Annotated in this window: 19 protein-coding genes; 7 read left to right on the top strand and 12 right to left on the bottom strand. The window is 46.4% G+C overall.

From position 1 onward, the window contains the following. Nucleotides 1–31: 31 nt before the first annotated feature. The 6 genes from EXY20_RS23955 (at nucleotide 32) to EXY20_RS23930 (ending at nucleotide 4731) form a co-directional block, all read left to right on the top strand. Nucleotides 32–790, top strand: coding sequence for a phytanoyl-CoA dioxygenase family protein (locus EXY20_RS23955; RefSeq protein WP_235886170.1), 759 nt, complete (start codon nucleotides 32–34; stop codon nucleotides 788–790). Between the two features lie 24 nt (nucleotides 791–814). Further along, nucleotides 815–1639, top strand: coding sequence for a helix-turn-helix transcriptional regulator (locus EXY20_RS23950; RefSeq protein ID WP_135554650.1), 825 nt, complete (start codon nucleotides 815–817; stop codon nucleotides 1637–1639). 142 nt (nucleotides 1640–1781) lie between these two features. Next, nucleotides 1782–2666, top strand: a complete 885-nt coding sequence (locus EXY20_RS23945) for an ornithine carbamoyltransferase (RefSeq protein WP_135554649.1) — start codon at nucleotides 1782–1784, stop codon at nucleotides 2664–2666. Nucleotides 2667–2743: 77 nt separating this feature from the next. After that, entirely contained in the window at nucleotides 2744–3082 is a 339-nt protein-coding gene (locus tag EXY20_RS23940; RefSeq protein ID WP_135554648.1) for an ArsR/SmtB family transcription factor, read from the top strand. Beyond that, nucleotides 3079–3528, top strand: a complete 450-nt coding sequence (locus EXY20_RS23935; protein ID WP_235886169.1) for an SRPBCC family protein — start codon at nucleotides 3079–3081, stop codon at nucleotides 3526–3528. The genes EXY20_RS23940 and EXY20_RS23935 overlap by 4 nt, the downstream gene beginning before the upstream one ends. A gap of 63 nt (nucleotides 3529–3591) precedes the next feature. Further along, nucleotides 3592–4731 carry an NADH:flavin oxidoreductase gene (locus tag EXY20_RS23930; protein ID WP_135554744.1) on the top strand — a complete coding sequence of 380 codons (1140 nt, stop codon included), beginning with the start codon at nucleotides 3592–3594 and terminating at the stop codon, nucleotides 4729–4731. An 8-nt stretch (nucleotides 4732–4739) separates the two neighbouring features. Here EXY20_RS23930 and xerS read toward each other — a convergent pair whose 3' ends face one another. The 4 genes from xerS to EXY20_RS39550 all read right to left on the bottom strand — a co-directional run bounded on the left by xerS (nucleotide 4740) and on the right by EXY20_RS39550 (nucleotide 9745). Continuing rightward, nucleotides 4740–5816, bottom strand: coding sequence for a tyrosine recombinase XerS (gene xerS, locus EXY20_RS23925; protein ID WP_328592588.1), 1077 nt, complete (start codon nucleotides 5814–5816; stop codon nucleotides 4740–4742). A gap of 808 nt (nucleotides 5817–6624) precedes the next feature. Beyond that, a complete protein-coding gene (locus EXY20_RS23920; protein ID WP_135554647.1) occupies nucleotides 6625–7428 on the bottom strand; it encodes a class I SAM-dependent methyltransferase in 804 nt (267 codons plus the stop codon). Nucleotides 7429–8065: 637 nt separating this feature from the next. Continuing rightward, complete coding sequence (locus tag EXY20_RS23915; RefSeq protein ID WP_268966427.1) at nucleotides 8066–8314, bottom strand: helix-turn-helix transcriptional regulator; 249 nt, start codon at nucleotides 8312–8314, stop codon at nucleotides 8066–8068. Between the two features lie 399 nt (nucleotides 8315–8713). Next, nucleotides 8714–9745 carry a stalk domain-containing protein gene (locus tag EXY20_RS39550; RefSeq protein ID WP_207671330.1) on the bottom strand — a complete coding sequence of 344 codons (1032 nt, stop codon included), beginning with the start codon at nucleotides 9743–9745 and terminating at the stop codon, nucleotides 8714–8716. Nucleotides 9746–10396: 651 nt separating this feature from the next. Between EXY20_RS39550 and EXY20_RS40455 the strand changes: the two genes are divergently transcribed. Further along, nucleotides 10397–10525, top strand: a complete 129-nt coding sequence (locus tag EXY20_RS40455) for a 23S rRNA (pseudouridine(1915)-N(3))-methyltransferase RlmH (RefSeq protein WP_328592587.1) — start codon at nucleotides 10397–10399, stop codon at nucleotides 10523–10525. A gap of 644 nt (nucleotides 10526–11169) precedes the next feature. Here the strand turns inward: EXY20_RS40455 and EXY20_RS23900 are convergent. The 8 genes from EXY20_RS23900 to EXY20_RS23865 all read right to left on the bottom strand — a co-directional run. Continuing rightward, nucleotides 11170–11466, bottom strand: a complete 297-nt coding sequence (locus EXY20_RS23900) for a hypothetical protein (protein ID WP_135554645.1) — start codon at nucleotides 11464–11466, stop codon at nucleotides 11170–11172. A 200-nt stretch (nucleotides 11467–11666) separates the two neighbouring features. Then, a complete protein-coding gene (locus EXY20_RS23895) occupies nucleotides 11667–12410 on the bottom strand; it encodes a PIG-L family deacetylase (RefSeq protein WP_167859470.1) in 744 nt (247 codons plus the stop codon). Between the two features lie 257 nt (nucleotides 12411–12667). After that, nucleotides 12668–13267, bottom strand: a complete 600-nt coding sequence (locus EXY20_RS23890; RefSeq protein WP_135554643.1) for a hypothetical protein — start codon at nucleotides 13265–13267, stop codon at nucleotides 12668–12670. Nucleotides 13268–13370: 103 nt separating this feature from the next. Continuing rightward, the gene (locus tag EXY20_RS23885; protein ID WP_268966428.1) at nucleotides 13371–13712 is read right to left on the bottom strand and encodes an HIT family protein; all 342 of its coding nucleotides are present in this window, start codon (nucleotides 13710–13712) and stop codon (nucleotides 13371–13373) included. A 509-nt stretch (nucleotides 13713–14221) separates the two neighbouring features. Next, nucleotides 14222–14827 (bottom strand): GNAT family N-acetyltransferase, encoded by a 606-nt coding sequence (locus EXY20_RS23880; protein WP_167859469.1) that lies wholly within the window; start codon nucleotides 14825–14827, stop codon nucleotides 14222–14224. Nucleotides 14828–15282: 455 nt separating this feature from the next. Continuing rightward, nucleotides 15283–16233 (bottom strand): hypothetical protein, encoded by a 951-nt coding sequence (locus tag EXY20_RS23875; RefSeq protein WP_135554640.1) that lies wholly within the window; start codon nucleotides 16231–16233, stop codon nucleotides 15283–15285. Nucleotides 16234–16252: 19 nt separating this feature from the next. Further along, nucleotides 16253–17122 carry a hypothetical protein gene (locus EXY20_RS23870; RefSeq protein ID WP_235886167.1) on the bottom strand — a complete coding sequence of 290 codons (870 nt, stop codon included), beginning with the start codon at nucleotides 17120–17122 and terminating at the stop codon, nucleotides 16253–16255. Between the two features lie 93 nt (nucleotides 17123–17215). Beyond that, nucleotides 17216–18169: helix-turn-helix transcriptional regulator (locus EXY20_RS23865; RefSeq protein WP_207671329.1), on the bottom strand; the 954-nt coding region annotated here is incomplete at its 5' end.

The following is an 18169-nucleotide window of genomic DNA, read 5'->3' as shown; positions in this document are numbered from 1 at the left end:
AAGCCTACATGGATACCTGGAGGGATTGCTCGTGATCAAGCAGGCAAGACTCGCGCCGCTGTCGCAACAACAAGTAGAGAACTACGAACGGGATGGATTCATCGTGCTTCGCAAGGCGTGCAGCGACGATTTGATCGACGCGTACAACGCGCATATCCATTCGATTCGTTCGGCCGATCTTGAACATATGCCGGCGTGGGCGCGACCGCAACGGGGGAGCATGGAATTCCCGGAACACATGCGGTTTGCCGTGCGACTGTTCAACCCGCATCTGCATGACGGATTTTCTTTGCAAATGATGAAGCTGCCGGTTGTCCGCGGCGCGCTGGCCCAATTGTTGGGCGACGAAGCGGTCGGTGTGCAAAGCATGTACTTTTACAAGGAGCCAGGTTCGCCCGGACAAGCGGCGCATCAGGACTATTACTACATTCGCAATGACCCGAACACGCTGATCGCGGCTTGGGTTGCGATGGAGCGCGTGGATACGGAGAACGGTTGTTTGTGGGCGATTCCCGGCAGCCACAAGCTTGGATTGCTCGACCATGGCAAGGTGAAAAACCTGGAGGAGCATGAAGCGTGGACGTACGAAACGGAAGGAGCCGACCTGAGTAAAGAGGTGCCGCTTGAAATGGAGAAAGGCGACATCGTTATTTTCCACAATTTGCTCATTCATTCATCCAACCGCAACCGTTCGGCGGATCGCTGGAGACGTTCGTACGTTTGCCATTACATCCGTCACGATTCGTCCATCGTTCGTGAAGATTTGAAGAAAAAAATAGCACTTGAATAATCGCGTGGAACCGGGTGTGTGCGGATGGCGGAAAAAGATCAGGATACCGGCGAAACGCTGGCCATGACAGTTGCATTTGCCGTTGCCGGGGCGGTCGAATACAGGCCGGGAGGAACGTTTGGTCCGCGTGTACAAGTACACATACAACTTGTGCTTGTCCACACCGGGCGGGCGAAAATATGGGTGAACGATACTAGCTACATCGTGCCCCAAGGGCATGTCGCCTTGCTCTTGCCGGGCGCAACCGAGCGTTTCGAGTTTGCGCATGATCAATCGACATGGCACCGGTATATTCATGTTCGTGTTTCCGTGCTCCCGACGGCGACAAGAATGGCATTGGAGGCGCTTCCTCCGTTCATTCCGCTTTCCGATAGAATCAATCAGCTTACCGATCTGGTGTTGTCGCTTGGGGGGCGCGATCTTGCCCCCGCAGAACGGGAGCTGCTTTGTGCGCTCGGCCGTTCTGCGGTGCTTGCGTATGCGGCGGAATGCGGCAGCAGGGAATCGGTGATGCGGCAGCATCCCGCTGTGCAGCTCGCCAAAAAGGCAGTAGCCGATCGCTACGGGGATTCGCTGGCGCTTGCCGATCTGGCGGAGGCGGCGAATGTTTCGCCGGAGCATTTGATTCGGCTGTTTCAGCGCGAAACCAAGATGACGCCGACGCAATACTTATGGCGCTTTCGCGTTGAACGCAGCGTGGAGTTGCTGCGCTCGACGGGACTTACCGTTGGCGAAATCGCCAACCGGTCGGGCTTTAAGTCAACCTACCACTTCGCCCGCACCATCAAACGTCTCACCGGCATGACACCGACCGAACTGCGCCGCCACAGTTGGGAGGCAGGCAGTTAGCGGCCTGCACCGTATTATGAAGCAACAAGCAAGCCTGCGTCTTCGTAGGCTTTTTTTTGCTTGCATGCAATCGGAATCATTTGGTATTGTATATAAATACATTATAATTTATAAAAATACGATTAAGAGCAGGTGATGAAGAATGCATTTGTTGGAAATCGGGGATTTAACCTCTAATCAAGTGACCGCAATCTTCAAGCTGGCCGATCAGGCAAGCGTAAGGAAAGCCGAGAAATGGTTGAACGGGAAGCTGTTCCTGTTATTTTTTCCCGAATCGAGTCTGCGGACACGAATAGCGTTCGAAAGAGGCATCAAGGATTTGGGCGGAGAATGTCTGCTATTCCCTCCGGAAACGCTGGACAAGAGGGAATCGCTGCATGATGTTGCACAATACGTTCAAAACTGGGCGGATGGGCTCATTATCAGGCATCCCGATGACGGGAAAGTAAAACAATTGGCCGCTCATTCGGCTATTCCTATTATCAACGCCATGACATCGGACAATCATCCTTGCGAAATATTGTCCGACCTGTATGCCATTCAAAAGCGGAAAGGGGATGTTCGGGAGCTTGTCTTCACATTCGTGGGACCGGCGGGGAATATTTGCAAATCGTGGGCCAAGGCGGCACAAGTGATGGACCTCCGGTTTAACCATGTTTGCATCCGCGGACAAGAGGTGGCGGCCGAAAGCCGCAACTACAACTATTACACCGAGTTGGAGGAAGCTTTGCCGAACAGCGATGTCGTCCTGACGGACGCTTTGCCGGAATTGTTTCGCACGAACGAGTATATCGACAAATACCAGATCACAATGGAGAAAATGAACTTGGCGAACAAACAGGCGATTCTGAATCCGTGCCCGCCTTTTTTCCGCGGCGAAGAAGTCAGTGCTGATGCGATCGCTTCCGATTTTTTTGTCGGCTACTCCTTCAAAATGAACTTGTTGTTCGTCCAACAAGCCATCTTGCTGTATAGTCTGCAGCAGAAGGAGGATGCGGCCATATTTAACGGCGTAAACAACATTTAACCCACGCTCACTCTTCTTGACATGACTACGTATTGTGGTATATATTTAACATCATCCTTAATTAAGGAGTCGTTTAAATGACTGCGAAGGATACACTCAGCCTCATCTTCGCTGCGCTCGCCGATCCGACGCGACGCAACATCCTGACCAGACTGTCACAGAAGACCGCAACAGTCGGGGAGGTTGCCGAGCTCTTCGAGATAAGTGCACCGGCGATCTCCCAGCATCTCAAAGTGCTGGAACGAGCAGGGTTGATCGAACGCACAGCGAACGCGCAGTGGCGGACCTTGACGATACGCACGGACCCTCTCGATGAGGTATCGGCCTGGGTCGAGAAGCACCGCCGCGAGTGGAACCAGATTTTCGACGCACTCGAAGATCACCTCAAGACCATGACCACTAAGGAGGAAAAATGAAAATGACCTCATCCGCACCGGAGTTCACCATCACCCGCAACCTGAATGTCCCCCGAGAGCTCGTATGGCGCGCCTGGACCGAGAAGAAGGAACTTGCCGCCTGGTTACCTTCAACACCGTTGGAGTCTATCTCCTTCGACGTCCGGGAAGGTGGACGCTACCGCTACACGATGGTCAACGCACAGACCGGCGAGGAGTATCACACCGGAGGCGTGTTTCTCGACGTCGTTCCTTTCGAACGGCTCGTCTTCACTTGGGGAGATCCTGATGCTCCTGTCGAGAATTCCCCTGTCGTGACCTTGACCCTTGCCGCACATGGCGACCGTACCGAGATGATCTTCCACTTGCGCGGATGCGCCGGTTACCCCGGCGATAAGTACTTTTACGACGGCTGGTCCAGCGCGTTGGACGATCTGACGACGCACTTGCTCGACCAGAAGCAGTAGAGAAGGCCAGCAGCTTGAATGTTGAAAATGAAGAGGAGATCGGACCAGGAGGATTCCATCATCATGTCCAATGAATCAAAAGAGAACGCAATTGCCGTTCCCCCTACCGTACAACCTTTATTTACGCCATATTCGATCGGCAAGTTGACACTTCCAAATCGAATCGTCATGGCGCCTATGACTCGAACGTTTTCCCCCCACGGCATGCCCGGCGCTGATGTTGCCCAGTATTACCGTCGTCGTGCCGAGAATGGGGTGGGGCTGATCGTAACGGAGGGAACAGTCATCAACCATCCCTCGGCAGCCGACCATCCGAACGTGCCCCAATTTTACGGGCGTGCTTTGGACGGGTGGTCATCTGTTGTGGAGCAAGTGCATGCAGCGGGCGGGCGCATTTTCCCTCAATTATGGCATGTCGGCATGGCACGGAAAGTCGGCAATCCTCCGCATCCGGAAGCTCTCCCTGTTGGGCCATCCGGTATCGATCTGTCAGGCAATCAAATAAGCGAACCGATGAGTCAATCGGATATCCTTTCCGTGATCGAGGCGTTCGCCCAAGCGGCTGCCCATGCGAAATTACTCGGATTCGACGGGATCGAAATTCATGGAGCGCACGGCTACTTGATCGATCAATTTTTCTGGAAACAAACCAATCGGAGAACGGACCGCTACGGCGGGGACAGCTTCGAGGGACGAACGCGTTTTGCAGTAGAAATCATTCGTGCTATTCGACATGCAGTTGGTCCCGATTTTCCGATTGCTCTGCGTATCTCGCAATGGAAAAACGCCAACTATACGGCAAAGTTGGCGGAAACGCCGGAGCAATTGTCATCGTTCCTTGAGCCGCTGACAGCTGCCGGTGTCGACATGTACCATTGTTCGACCCGGCGATTCTGGGAGCCGGAATTCGCAGGCTCTGACTTAAACTTGGCAGGGTGGGTCAAATCGTTGACTGGACGACCGACCATTACCGTCGGCTCCGTAGGGCTGAACGAAGAATTCATTGGCTCCTTTGCTCCCGGTCAAGTATCCGAGGTTACCGGTCTTGATGGTTTGATCGAAAGACTTGAACGAAATGAATTTGATCTGGTAGCTGTTGGGCGTTCGTTGTTAGTCGACCCGGAATGGGCGATGAAAATCCGAAACGGGCGGTTCGATGAACGGAAACCTTTTACAGTTGAAGCGTTGAGAACTCTATATTGATTTGCCCCTTATAAGCGATTGATCGCTGTTTCCATCGTTTTATCGGTCAGTTGCGCGTAAATTTCGGTTGTGTCCATACTTGCGTGTCCGAGCTGCCGCTGGGTTTTGTAAATATCGTTTTTTAAATAGTAGCTCGTCGCGAACGAATGCCGCAGCTTATGGACAGTCAGCATCGGTTTGCCGAAGGCGGAGGCGTATTTGTTCACCATCTGTTGAATGGCGCGTTTGGACATCCGTCCGGCTTGCCCGGATCCTCTTGAAACCGCCAGGAATAAGGCTTTTTCCGTGCGATGATGGGGATAGAGGTTCGAGCGGATGGGCAAGTAATCGAGCAGCGCTTTCCGGCCGTTTTCCGTAAAAAAGACGCTTTGCTTCGAATCCGGGTCCGTGCTGCCTTTCCGGTAGATATGGGCCATTTTTTTCGTGATATCGATATCGTGGAGATCCAGATTGACCACCTCGGAAACGCGCATGCCGGAGGACAAAATAAGCGTAATAATCGCCGTATCGCGGATTCTGTTCATGTGGTAATAATGCAACGCTTGAGGGTTATCGCTGATCCGGGCTACATAATCCCGTTCCACGAATGAGCAGAAGGCGGCAATTTCCTCGTCGTCATCGAGAATTTTGCCTTGCAGACGGGAAGCGATCAACTGCGAATCGGCCATGCGCCGTGACTTGAGCTTCGCCATCACATTGCGTTTCATGAGTGGATAATGATCGTCGTCTTCAGCAATCTGGCTTAAATAGTGAAACAGGGATTTGAGCGAAGCAAGCTTTCGTTCGCGTGTTGTTATGCTGTTTTGAGTCCTCAGTTGCAGATGTAGCTTGAAAGTATCGATGTTTTCAACCGTCAGTTTCTCGAGATCCTGGATGTCGACAAGCTCCGGTGATGGGGAAGAAGTTAGCCCTTCCTGGATGAGCCACCGAAAGAACGACTCAAAATCGCGCGAGTATTCCAAAAGAGTAGAAGGGGAATGATCGACAAGCTTGTGCTGGATGAATTGCCCGACAAACCAGGGGAATAAGGGGAGACGGCGTTCCAGCAATTTCAGATCTTGCACCTTGATGACATTCATTTTCATTGTTCACCGCCTTTCGTTAACTACATTAAATATACACCGGAACATTCGTTCTTGTAAAGTAATAATGCTAAATAATAGTAATATACACAAAAATCGTATTTTGTGCGCAAGTTGCAAGCACACTGACTCACAAACATGAAAAGACAAGTAGTCAACACAGGCAATCTTAGGCCGACATAAGCCGAAATTCGAAGTGTCCTGCAGCAATGAATGAATTTCGCGAAATATATTCCCGCAAAAGTACGCAAAAGTATAAGCAACAAAAATTAAACGTGAACGCGTCACATGGTAAATATCAATTCATATATGAGATCATATACGGAAGTTCGATTGAACATTGAACGGGATCGCTAGTGCTGGCGATTAGTTGAATTAGGTGCTCCGGAATAAACCATTTCTATTTTTGAAAAGCATCTGGATGCATTCAATGAAAAACCAAATATTGAAAAGCTCTGCATGAGGAGCAGATGCGAATGCAACAGTAGACAGGGCTTTTTGATATATCTCAATTATGAAGGTCGAGATTGCGGCATTGCCGATGAGTCCGATAATATATATTATGTAAACTAATTAAGTGATCGAGGAGCTAGTTTACATAAGAATTGTTATCGTATGTTGTCGGTTGTCAAGAACATTGTCCGATTCCACGATGCGGTAATAAAACTCGTTTGTGTCGCTCAATTGATTTCCGCCGTTCAATCCGAATGGTGCTCCTGCGGACGGACCATTATTTGATTCCAGGTCCAATTATAAATAAGGAGCAACTGCCGCGGCGGTTGCTCCTTATTTAACTATCGTGCCCGTTAGCTTAACCCTGCTTCCGTCCAATGTACATGAAGTGCTCCGCTAAACTCAGCAAATCTTCGCGTTCACATACCTGCTCAGCTAAGTCGATCCAAGCCGATATCACATCCGGTGGTTGGTTAAGGAGTTCCGACTCACGTAAATATAGGAAGCTTTCACAGTTAAGTAAATGTAACTTTTCCAGACTAAATGGCTGGAAAAAAGAAAGAACATCTCTTGGGCGGATGAAGAAGTTTTCTGAAAACCCGTATCCTGTAAAATTTTTATCATCCACTATCGCTCTGAGTTGAGAACGCCTACCTTCGTCAAGAATCAAACTGGGATCCCTAATAAGATAGTCCCAAACGAACGAGTATGAAGACACAAACGATACAAAAAGTGTCCCGTTAGGCTTTAATTTACTCAAGCATTCATTAATCGTGATTACTCTGTCATTCTCTTCCTTCAGATGATACATCGGGCCCATGCATAGGATGTGGTCGAATTGTTCATCTTGAAGAGCTGATAAATCTCGGCAATCAACTTGGACACCATTAAGCGCAAATCCAAGCTCATCTGCTTTTTTTAATGCAAAATCTACATTGTTTTGGGAGAGATCCGCTAAGGTGACTTGGCAACCACGTTGCGAAAGTAGTAAAGAATACTTGCCTGGTCCCCCACCAAGGTCCAGCACTTTGTCATTTGGTTTAACATAGCGATTTATATAGCGCTTGCTAAGCTCGAATTCGACTTTGTGCCGATCAAGTCGGTTCCACTCATAGTTTACGGTTTCATCATAAAATCTTCTTACTATCTCAATGCTATCCATATTATTCCTCCTGTTAGAACTGAATTACCAAATCACATAAATAATTGACGCAAAATAAAAAATCCCACCCCCAAGACATTGTCTCAGGGACGAGATTATGAAGTCTCGTGGTACCACCCAGGTTCGCCAATAGGTCACCCTATATGCCTTTTCAAGTACGACACTCCTTTTTAGCAGTGTGTATACTTTAGCTCTATAACAGGAGCTCCTGTCACACCATCACCACCTGATGTGGATCCTTTGTGCAGCTCAGAGGCTTTTTTCAATAAAGAATTCTTTACTCCTTTTCAGCTATCGGAGCTCTCTGTGAAAGAATCCATTTACCTAATTCCCTCTTCATCGCTTTTTGATATTGGAAATACAATATCAGGAAATGTTGTAGTTGTACAGGACAAAATATTACACAAAACTGCCCGTTAGCTTAATGGACCGTTTTTAATTAATCATCTGACCCTCCATGTCGCGCCGGCTCCAGCTTCTTCTTGGTCACGTACCTGCGTTTCCGTGGCAATCGGACAATGTTCTTGACATTTTCGGCAATCGGACAATGTTCTTGACATCACCTAATGTCAAGAACATTGTCCGATAAATGAAAAAGCCCACGATTTACGCGGACTTGATTCGGCCTATATTCTTGTCACCCGACAGATGTTCTTGTTGTTGTTCGACTAGCAATGAGGACAATAAATATACCTAATATAGCCAACACCAGAGTCTTAGAAGGCGCAGACTTGCCACTTTCGATTAAAGTAATTGTCTGCCTAGAAACCCCCACTCTTTTTGCCAAGTCGTCTTGAGTCCATTTCATAACTTGCCGTAAAGTTTTAAGGTGGCGTGATAGGTTCTCGATGTCTTTATCATTGCAGAGTCTATACCTACCCTCCACTTTCCACTTTACCACTATTTGTGATACGGTTCACCTTACCACCTCCTACCCTAAAACTTTGCTGAAAACAGAAATGTACCTAAGCCCCCCAGAAACGACGGCACAAGAATACGGAGTATACACGGATACCACTTGCTAGAAGTTGACCAACGAAATCGCTGCTGTATGCTCAAAATCCTTCGCCGACACATAAACCCACGACTACCCTCCGATGCAAGCTCCCACCGACCCTTGTGGCCGCGAGAGAAGGAGCGGCTGTGGCAAAGCGGAGAGGTAAGAATGAACGACACCTATCAGGCCGAACGGAATATATGTTCCAATATCGTACAAAAAGAAAGAGCGAGGGAATGAATCGAGCTCACGTTCGTTTTCCTCTCACTCTTTCTATAAGTACTGAATTTACTCAGGAATATAGTCGATGGCAGCGTCTATCGCTATGGACTGTGCCGTACCATCCCATGTCACACCAATGTTGAAGGCTTTGGCAATGTCTCTCAGTTTGAAGTAATTGTTTCCACCGATGTTGTAGGCGGTCAACTGAATCTCCTGACCGTCTTTATAAATTTTGGAAGTTGTCAGTTTTCCAGTTGTATCCTCCGGCTGAGTCGTTACCGCCATCTCACCACCAACCGGCGTGTAGGCCAATGCCGAAATCAAATTGATCGCATTTTTATCCGCATCCCAACTGACTTCGAATTGCTTGTCCGAACCGTTTATCGCCATTGCAAGGTCGCGTAGTTTGAAGTAATTATTCCCATTGATGTTATAGGATTGGAAATATTTTTCTTTGCCATTAACGAAGACATTCGAAGATGTTGGTTTTGCAGATACCGATTGGCTTGTTGCCGGTGACGTTGTTGGCGTTGCCTCGCTTGGCTTTGTCTCAGGTGCAGTTGTTGGAGCTGGCTCGCTTGGCTTTGTCTCAGGTGCAGTTGTTGGAGCTGGCTCACCATCTTTAATGATGTGTACAAATAAGTTGTTGACTTTTCCGTTATCCTGTTTGATTTTGACATGGTAATAACCGGGTTCATCAAATGTAACAGAATCCAGGACTTCAGTTCGAATCCCCCAAGTTTGACCGCCTGGATTTTCGATCTTTCTTGTTTTTGTTGCAAGTTCGGTTGTTTCTTGAGTTGTAAATGTGTGAGGGGCGGGGTCAGGTTGTTTAGTTTCATATGAAAATAAAATGACCGTTACCAGCGCTTTGTCCACTTCGTAAGTAATCGTTACAGGGGAGCGAGAGTTATAATCAGAAAATATTAACTTTTCAGATCCATTAGAACCCCATTCACTTGAAGTTTCAGTATCGTAGCCAGAAACCGTAAAGTAATTAGTAGCATCAAGATCGATGCGTTTTTGATTAGCTGCAAAAGCTGACATAGAGGAGACAAGTAATAGTACAAGAACCACCGACACCATGCTGATTGACATGAAGATTTTCCTTTTCATAGAGGCACCCCGTCCAATTGAGTATTTCGAACTATTTCCACGGTAACATTATACTATAACGGATATAATGTCAACGTTTATAGTAATCTCCTTCGTAATTGAACCAACTGTGAATATTTTAGTGAAATAGAGCCATCATTCCGGAAATGGGTGAGCCAGTGCTCCAGGAAAATTGAGCCACCTCTCCAGAAGAGAGAGCCACCCCGTGTGGTGGTGGCAGCTCCCGATCGATTATTGGATGAGGCTACTACTTCCTTACGAGCGACACACAGCACTCCACATGTGTCGAATACTTAATTCATCTTGATTGTCGCCACTGAATTGGTTAGCAAAGTACAAAACAGTGAACTGGAGCAAACCATGAAATTTGACATATACTTTATCCAAAACAAGCTTGAAAAGTTCTATCTCGATGCCATCAAGGAATACGAGAATCGCCTGACACGATACGGTAAAACCCAACTCCATCTGCTAAAGAACCGTGAGCAGTTATCCACCAAACTTGCTGGCAGTAGTCTCACGGTTCTTGTGACCCTAAACGAGCAAACAATCTCGTCCGAATCATTCGCTGACAATATCAACAGTTAGGGAATCTCTGTCACTTCACAAGTATCCTTTATTATCGGCTTAGACTTGCCACAAGCGGATGAACGACTAACCCTGAGCCAGATGGATATGGAACCTGGTCTACAAGCCACGATTCTTTTCGAGCAGTTGTATCGAGCCTATCGCATCATTCACAACCATCCCTATCACAAATAGTTCTTAAGTTGCGCTTAAACAGCATGTTTGACTTGAACTACCTTGCCTTCGGACATACAAAAAATAAACCTAATTTTCATCGCTCAAATCGAATGGCAAGGTTTTAGGATTAACTGTGGTAAGCATCTCCGCGAATAATCTTTAACTATCCTGTCCGATCTTAATGATTCATTTCATCTGAAACAGCAAGTCTAGCCGTCGCCGACGTATCCCCTACAAACCCATTATCAACTTTCCGTGGCAATCGGACAATGTTCTTGACATTTTCGGCAATCGGACAATGTTCTTGACACCACCAAATGTCAAGAACATTGTCCGATTAATAAAAAAGCCCGCAAATTACGCGGACTTGATTCGGCCTATGTTCTTGTCATCCGACAAATGTATAATAATGTCGGTTGGTTGTCAAGAACATTGTCCGATAAATGACAAGAACATTGTCCGATTGCCACGATGCGGTAATAAAACTCGTTTGCGTCGCTCAATTGTTTTCCGCCGTTCAATCCGAATGGTGCTCCTGCGGACGGACCATTATTTGATTCCAGGTCCAATTATAGATAAGGAGCAACTGCCGCGGCGGTTGCTCCTTATTTAACTATCGTTCTCCGTTAGTTTAGACATATTGTCATTCGAGGATTGGAATCTCAAGTATGATCAATAGTTCTATAAGGTCTAGCCAAAGGCAATGAAACCAATTCTTTAATTAATTCATTGTACTCTTCTTGAGAAATATCAAATGGCTCCCACTCACCAGTTCGTGGATAGAATCCCTTCAAAAACATTCTATTTAGGACTGATAAAGGCGGAATTACTTTATCAAACTCGGAACCAATAAGCATGCCAGTATCCAATATAAGGTCAGTAACAGAACCTTCTTTTTTGATGAATTTACTATCTGAACCATATGCTTCGGGTAATAAGCCATATTTTATAAATCGCATTATACACCAACTCCTGTTTACATTATCCTTCTTATAACTAACGGGACACACCACGGCAGTTGTTCAACTATCGTGCCCGTTAGTTCAAAGCTCTTTTATCCAAAACAATACTCCGTTACCACCAAATATCTTGTGTTTTGACTGGCTTATTTATAAAAGTCAATCGATTCACCCTGGGTAAAATAGTCATGAATATCAACCTAAAGCATATTTACAATTTCGATATCTTGATTTTCTTCTATATCAAACGCTTCGTAACATTCATACTTAGCCATCATTGCGAGAAACTTCAAAGGCATTTTATAATATAATCCATGTTCATCTGGGAACTGGCTTCTGTATACATCAATAACATTGAGTTTTAATTTATATTCATCATTTGATAACTCAATTATTTTTGAAACTTCATTATCATCGATAGTAATTTTATCAATAATTTGTGGGGGAACTTGTAAAATATTGTTCGCTTGTGAATACTGCCTTGGAAAGAGAGTCCCGAAATACAATTTATAATTTTGTAATGCTATTTTATTAAATGCTTTCACTGTAATGTTATGTATCCCTATATGGTCTGGATGGTTGTTTCCTCCATTTTTATTGAAAGTAACAATAATAGAAGGGCCGATATTTAGCATAATTGATTCTAACTCACCTACGGCATCGTATAAATTCCATTGTTCAGACTTATTATCAGGCAAATTAAGGTATTTCAGAGAATCAACTTCCAATAGTGTGCTTGATTTTTTAAACTCTCTATTTCGTATAGTAACTAAATCCTCAGTCTTATCACCCAAAAAGTTTTGACCCTTTATTCTCCCCCCCTCTCCGTTTGTACCACATATAATATGGGTCTTGTAACCAATTCTTTTAGCACGTGCAAGCAATCCAGCCGCCAAAAATTCATCATCTGGGTGAGCGAAGACGCATGTCAGATTATTTAGCAAATTAAACACCTCCACTTTAAAATATTGGACTTAAATATCTGGAAAAAGTTTCATTATTAATATCAAATCACCCGAATCAGATCTCAAGGTAGCCCCATTAAATGTTCACGAATAATGGAGCAGTTGCCGCGGTAAACTGCCCGTTACTTCAATGGAGACTGCAGTCGACGTTTAGCCGGCTGCCGCGCTGTACATTCTGCTATCGTTCCCGTCAGATTATGAAGAGCGAATGAACGATGCTTGAATATGGTGTATGACTACTCCAACAGTGATTGCATATCTGATTTATATGTTTCGTAATTGTCCCATTCTAGTAGATAAATAATATCCATAGCGAGATTTTTATTAGATAATGTTATTCCCAAACTTTTAAAACATTCTTGAACATCTTTGTTAAATTTGCCTTCTTCATAATGCAATGATTGGTTCCTAGCTTGCCAGATGATATTCTTCAGAAATTCTCCTTTTATAGATCTACCATTTGGACAAGAATTAAGTTTACCGTAAGCTATGCTAATTCCTTGTTTAGCAATTTGAAGAATCGCACCTGCTAAAGCATTTAGAGATTCTTTCTTTGATTCAATACTTAATTCTAATAGGTGCTTATCTTTGAACAATGGATCTATCTTCTCAAGTTGAAATTTAACATGCCTAATCATTGCGGCAACATGAATATGATTAGACTCCATTCCTTCATCAATTAACTCATTAGACATTAGTTTTGCATGGACTTCATTGTTTTCATTAGCTAATGTGTTAATCCTATTACTTAACTCGTTAAGAGAACTCATTTCGGTAGTAACTAAATCAATTAAATTACTTGTTGCAAACTTGGTCTCTTCAAGATATTTATTCATTTGCTCTCCTCAGAATTGAAATATGCCGCATTTACGAACTTCGTAAAAATCCGCCACACCCCTAAGGGATTCGTGAAGTGATTACGCTATCCTGCCCGTTACTTCAACGATCTGGATCAGGTTGCCGCAGGTTTTTAAATAAATACCTAATCCCTTTTCCCGCCATCTTTTCATCTGCATATCTAGGAATTACATGTAAATGTGAATGAAAGATATGTTGTCCACCCACATGACCACAATTCCATCCAACATTATAACCATCCGGTTCGTAATTCAAATCTAAATATTCCTTAACTTCGAATAACAAGCGATATGTAGCCATCCGTTCTTCCTCGGTTAAATCAAATACAGTTTCTCTATGTTCTTTTGGCACTATGATTCCCGCCCCCCGTATCTCTTGTTCTTTTAAGAGAGAATAAGTGCATTTATCATTGCTCATTATGATTTCATGGTCATTACCAATATTGGTGATATCGCAATATGGGCATCTACTCAAGATCGCACCTCGCAAGTAATGTCAATATTACGACTATATTCGCCAAATCGGTTGGTGTTTCCTTGTATATAGAAATCTGCCCGGTAGCTCAATGAATCGTTTCGTCAGACATTTCGCCACCGGCACCGGTATCTCCTTTGTTACGGCCCAGCGATAATACTGATTATCTGTTTTCCGTGGCAATCGGACAATGTTCTTGACATCACCAATTGTCAAGAACATTGTCCGATAAATGAAAAAGCCCGCAGTTTACGCGGACTTGATTCGGCCTATGTTCTTGTCATCCGACAGATGTTGTCGGTTGTCAAGAACATTGTCCGATTGCCACGTTCCATAATAAAAACTAATGTTTTATTACTTCAACGACTACGGCCGCCGACTGAGTGCCGGCCACCGTCAAGATGTTTGAACTATCGTCCCCATTGAAAATGGCTGTTAAATGGGAATTTCTTCTATCATTAAACATCCAATGCCTTGAGTTCTAATTTTACAGGAAAGGTATACCCCATTGACTCTAACAACATCATAGCTTCCTTATCTTGTTCATTAACCAGCGTATAAACTTCTTTTCGACCATTCTTAATGTGATACTCAAAACCCTTCGTTATGAGAAACTTACCCAGACCTTTATTCCTCCATCGCGGAATTACGAATAATCTTTCAACTGCACCAGTTTGCCAACACATAACGCTACCAACAAGTTCATCGCCTTCAAATGCAGAAATGGTATGTAATTCTGGTCCACCCATCATCCATTCCAACATATTGACGCTTCTGTATACAACGCCTTGAAAAAATTGATTTTCCAGTTCGGTATATTGGATCCTTTCCTCTTTGGATTTCATTGGATGGTAGCCGACATTAACTCCAACAGGTGTTCTGACTTCAGGTACGGGGTTTTCAAGTGAACGCTGTGCTACATAATAGGTTTGATACGGGATAAAGCCCTTCTCTTTGTAAAACTCTCTGTCGCCATAAAAATCTTTCCACGCAACTAACTTTGTTTTCTTGTTTGGATTACGCATCTTTTGACTGGTATCTATGAATGTAGGGTATAGAACCATTCTCACTTCTTCCATATGGCATGAAGCTAATTCATTCGTGGGCATTTCGATTTCGAATACATCATGATCATCAGCTATTCCATGTCGTAAGTATCCACTACAAATTTAATTACCGTCCTCATTAAATACACAACTCATCCTCTGATGATCGAAATCTTTATTGTGCTTAAATAGTGACCATGCTTTGTGATTTAAATTTTTAACTGCATCCTCCAATTCAGTACAGTATGGACGAACTTGTAATGACATCCTAATGTCCTCCTTTAAAGGTGTTTTTTCAATCGTAGCAAAGGAAACAGTTTAAAAAATATATATTCATACGGTACTACACTTACAAATTTATTCATTACAAGACACGTGGGGACCATTTGAGCTCTTTGTGAAATGGAATGCCTTCGCAGCAGCGGCACGGATTCGGTCTACGATTCCCGGACAGCTATCCGACCAGGATACGGCTAACGCAAACCTACGTTGTGACGACGGTTCGCAGCCGTCTCACGCACGAGCTTCTTAAGTTCGTCGATCGCCCGTTCCTCAACGCTCTTTGCTTCTCGGAATACCTCTACCCTTTCGAGGTCCTTGACCCCAGCCGTGACAACCCGTTTGAATAAACCCGCGAGTGCGCCGTATTGTTCCGCCACTTCGCATACCTCCGGCCAAACTGATCCGACAGCTTTCGCATAAATGGCAATGTCCCGTTTCGCCGCTGCATAAAATGTAAACAGAGAACGCGATCCGTCCGCATCATAGTCACCGTCTTTCAGCGCCGGAATGATCATTTCGTAAGCTGCTCGCCCGCAACCGTATTCCCCATTTGGCAACATGATGTCATGCGTCTCCCACTTGAAAATCGCCTGCATGAACGACTCCTTGTATACGGCGAGCGGATCCATAGGGACTTGGCCAATAAACGTTTGGTAGTACCAGTAAGGTGTGCCGTTCTGGCCAAATTTGTCATATGGCAACGTCTTGTACCCTTCAACCGAATCCGAGCCGTCCGAATAATAGAGCAATTCCCGGTCAGCGTCATATCCTGTCACGACAACGAAACCATTATGCCAAAAAATCGCTCCCACGCCACGATCGACAGACGCGATAATATCGGTAATAGCACGACGCCGTTGAAGCGGAAAAGTCGGCTGAAACGCGAAGCCCGCGCGCGATGACGTGGTAATCCCGATGAAATCGCAAGCAAGAAAATTTTCCGCTATCCAATTGTAAGCGGTAGACGATGCGGCTGACAGACGCCGGTCGACGGTGAGACGAAATCCCGACACGGTCATGCCCGCAAGTATCGGTTTCGGCATGTCGAACCAGCCTTGATGCGTCAATACAGCGTACATCGCATCGACATAGGACTGCGATTCCGCGCGCATATGCAAGTTTTTAAGCAAAACAACGCCCACCGAGCGCCCCCCCCTCTCACTATCTCGCTGTCGCCTTACCCCAACGCGGAACGACGATACGCTTCGGATCGGGCAGGCGGTCCGACAATTTGCGGAACTGGTCCATCGCCCCCTCCTCGAGCGCGACCGCCGTCTCGAAAGCGCGCACGAGCGCCGGTACGTCAGCCATGTCCCAACCTTCAAACGTGTCGCCGATCGCTGCATACAGCCGCGACGCTTCGACTAACTCCGGCCACAGATGGTGGATGTCCTCCAGATAGTGCCGAATTTCATCCCGGGCATAGATGTACGATTCGATTATGTAACGCGCACCGAGCACATCGTAATCACCTTTCAGAAGTGCCCGAATTATAAACGAATAAGCAAGCCGGCCCGAGCCAATGTCCGTATTTGGAAGAGTCTTGTGCGGCGTCGTCCAATCGTCCAGCGCAAGCCGAATCGACTCGAGCGCCATCGTCTCGAGCGGCAAATCTATTGCATCTGCGACGGCTTCTACATACCAGAACCCCGTGGAGTTCAGCCCTAAATTGTCATAGAGCACGATCTGGTCTTCGTCCGATTTGCCGTCCTGTAAGAAAAATACGCTGTCTCCGTCGTCATAACCGCGTATGACTCCGAACTCCGGAATCCAATAGATCACTCCGATGCCGCGGTCAAGCGACCGCCTAATCCAGTCAATCGCAGCCTGTTGATAAAAGCGGAATGTCGGATGGCGAGTCCGGCTGCAGTCCCAGTCCGACAGCAGACCGACGTTTTCGACAGCCGGTCCATGTTCAGCCCCCCAGCCACCGTATGCAGTTACGGAGAGCGGCAGCAGCCGTTCATGAACCGAAAATTTGAACGCCATGCCAGTCAGTCCGGACAACATATATTTCGGTCCGGTGAACATTCCGGCCGCCGAGAGTACCGCGTGCAAGCTGTCAACGTACGATTTTGATTCCCTTCGTAACCTGAACCGGTCCAAGTAAGCGCTCGACATTCTTTAATGCTCCCTTTCGATCCGGCTCAACATATCCGCGCACCTCTCGCGCAGTTTCACCCGCAGCCACTTCGGACCGAGGAGTGCTTCCCACCGCGCCGTCGTCAAATGCTGCAAGAAAGCGTCCGTATCATAAAAATCAACATGATATATAAGTCGGTCATCCGAAGATAACCTTGCGGCGAATCCATTCCAGGTTCCGCCTTCTGGTGGCGCTTCCGCGAGTCGAACGCGAGCCGTGAACGGCTTGCGGACGGCAGGCACCGTCTCGTCCGGCAGTCCGCGTTCCGCTTCCGCCGGATTGAAGCGGCGCACTGACACGTTTACCGAAGCAATCTGATTCAACCGGAATGTCCGTAGCTTTCCGCTCGTCTCGCAGCATGCTTCCAAATAATCTGTGTTATAGTGCGCAAACAGCCGTAACGGCCACACAACGAGATGCTCGCCGTCACAGCGAATTTCCGTCACCAATGCTTCCCGGATCGCGTTTGAGAGCCGGAGAACGGTCTCCATCAGTCGAGGATTCGCCTGAAACGAAGGTAGCCGACCGTCCAGGGCGTTATCCTGCCCGCCAGCGAACCGATCCAGCAGTTGCGCAACGCGACGAACCTGGTCTGCGTTATCGTAATCGTATTGATTGTATCGGTTGGCAAGAAAACGGAGCACGTTTTTTTCTTCTTCCGTCATGTATAAGCTCGGCAGCACGTAGGCTCGGTCCTCATACATGTATCCGCGATGTTTCGCGACGTAGAGTAGCGGCGCGCGGAGTGTGTGCTCCATATATTCGATGTCGCGCTGGGCGTGCCGCCGCGAAATTTCGAAATGTTCCGTGAATACTCCGGAGTAAAATGAGCCATCGTTCCGGAATATTTGAGCCACGTCTCCGGTCAAACTGAGCCACCGTTCCGGAACTGAGAGCCAGTTGAAACCTTCTTGTAGAATGGGAGGATGCGCTGC

This window comes from Paenibacillus cymbidii, assembly GCF_004764705.1.
Lineage (GTDB): Bacteria > Bacillota > Bacilli > Paenibacillales > NBRC-103111 > Paenibacillus_AN > Paenibacillus_AN cymbidii.
The sequence above is the reverse complement of the archived record's forward strand: the minus strand, read 5'-3'. Positions and strand labels throughout refer to the sequence as shown.

What these genes read in the sequence shown, in the direction of transcription:
- EXY20_RS23950 (WP_135554650.1), top strand. Translation starts at nt 815, where the DNA reads ATGGCGGAAAAAGATCAGGATACCGGCGAAACGCTGGCCATGACAGTT.
- EXY20_RS23945 (WP_135554649.1), top strand. Translation starts at nt 1,782, where the DNA reads ATGCATTTGTTGGAAATCGGGGATTTAACCTCTAATCAAGTGACCGCA.
- EXY20_RS23940 (WP_135554648.1), top strand. Translation starts at nt 2,744, where the DNA reads ATGACTGCGAAGGATACACTCAGCCTCATCTTCGCTGCGCTCGCCGAT.
- EXY20_RS23935 (WP_235886169.1), top strand. Translation starts at nt 3,079, where the DNA reads ATGAAAATGACCTCATCCGCACCGGAGTTCACCATCACCCGCAACCTG.
- EXY20_RS23930 (WP_135554744.1), top strand. Translation starts at nt 3,592, where the DNA reads ATGTCCAATGAATCAAAAGAGAACGCAATTGCCGTTCCCCCTACCGTA.
- xerS (WP_328592588.1), bottom strand. Translation starts at nt 5,816, where the DNA reads ATGAAAATGAATGTCATCAAGGTGCAAGATCTGAAATTGCTGGAACGC.
- EXY20_RS23920 (WP_135554647.1), bottom strand. Translation starts at nt 7,428, where the DNA reads ATGGATAGCATTGAGATAGTAAGAAGATTTTATGATGAAACCGTAAAC.
- EXY20_RS39550 (WP_207671330.1), bottom strand. Translation starts at nt 9,745, where the DNA reads ATGTCAATCAGCATGGTGTCGGTGGTTCTTGTACTATTACTTGTCTCC.
- EXY20_RS23900 (WP_135554645.1), bottom strand. Translation starts at nt 11,466, where the DNA reads ATGCGATTTATAAAATATGGCTTATTACCCGAAGCATATGGTTCAGAT.
- EXY20_RS23890 (WP_135554643.1), bottom strand. Translation starts at nt 13,267, where the DNA reads ATGAATAAATATCTTGAAGAGACCAAGTTTGCAACAAGTAATTTAATT.
- EXY20_RS23880 (WP_167859469.1), bottom strand. Translation starts at nt 14,827, where the DNA reads ATGGTTCTATACCCTACATTCATAGATACCAGTCAAAAGATGCGTAAT.
- EXY20_RS23870 (WP_235886167.1), bottom strand. Translation starts at nt 17,122, where the DNA reads ATGTTCACCGGACCGAAATATATGTTGTCCGGACTGACTGGCATGGCG.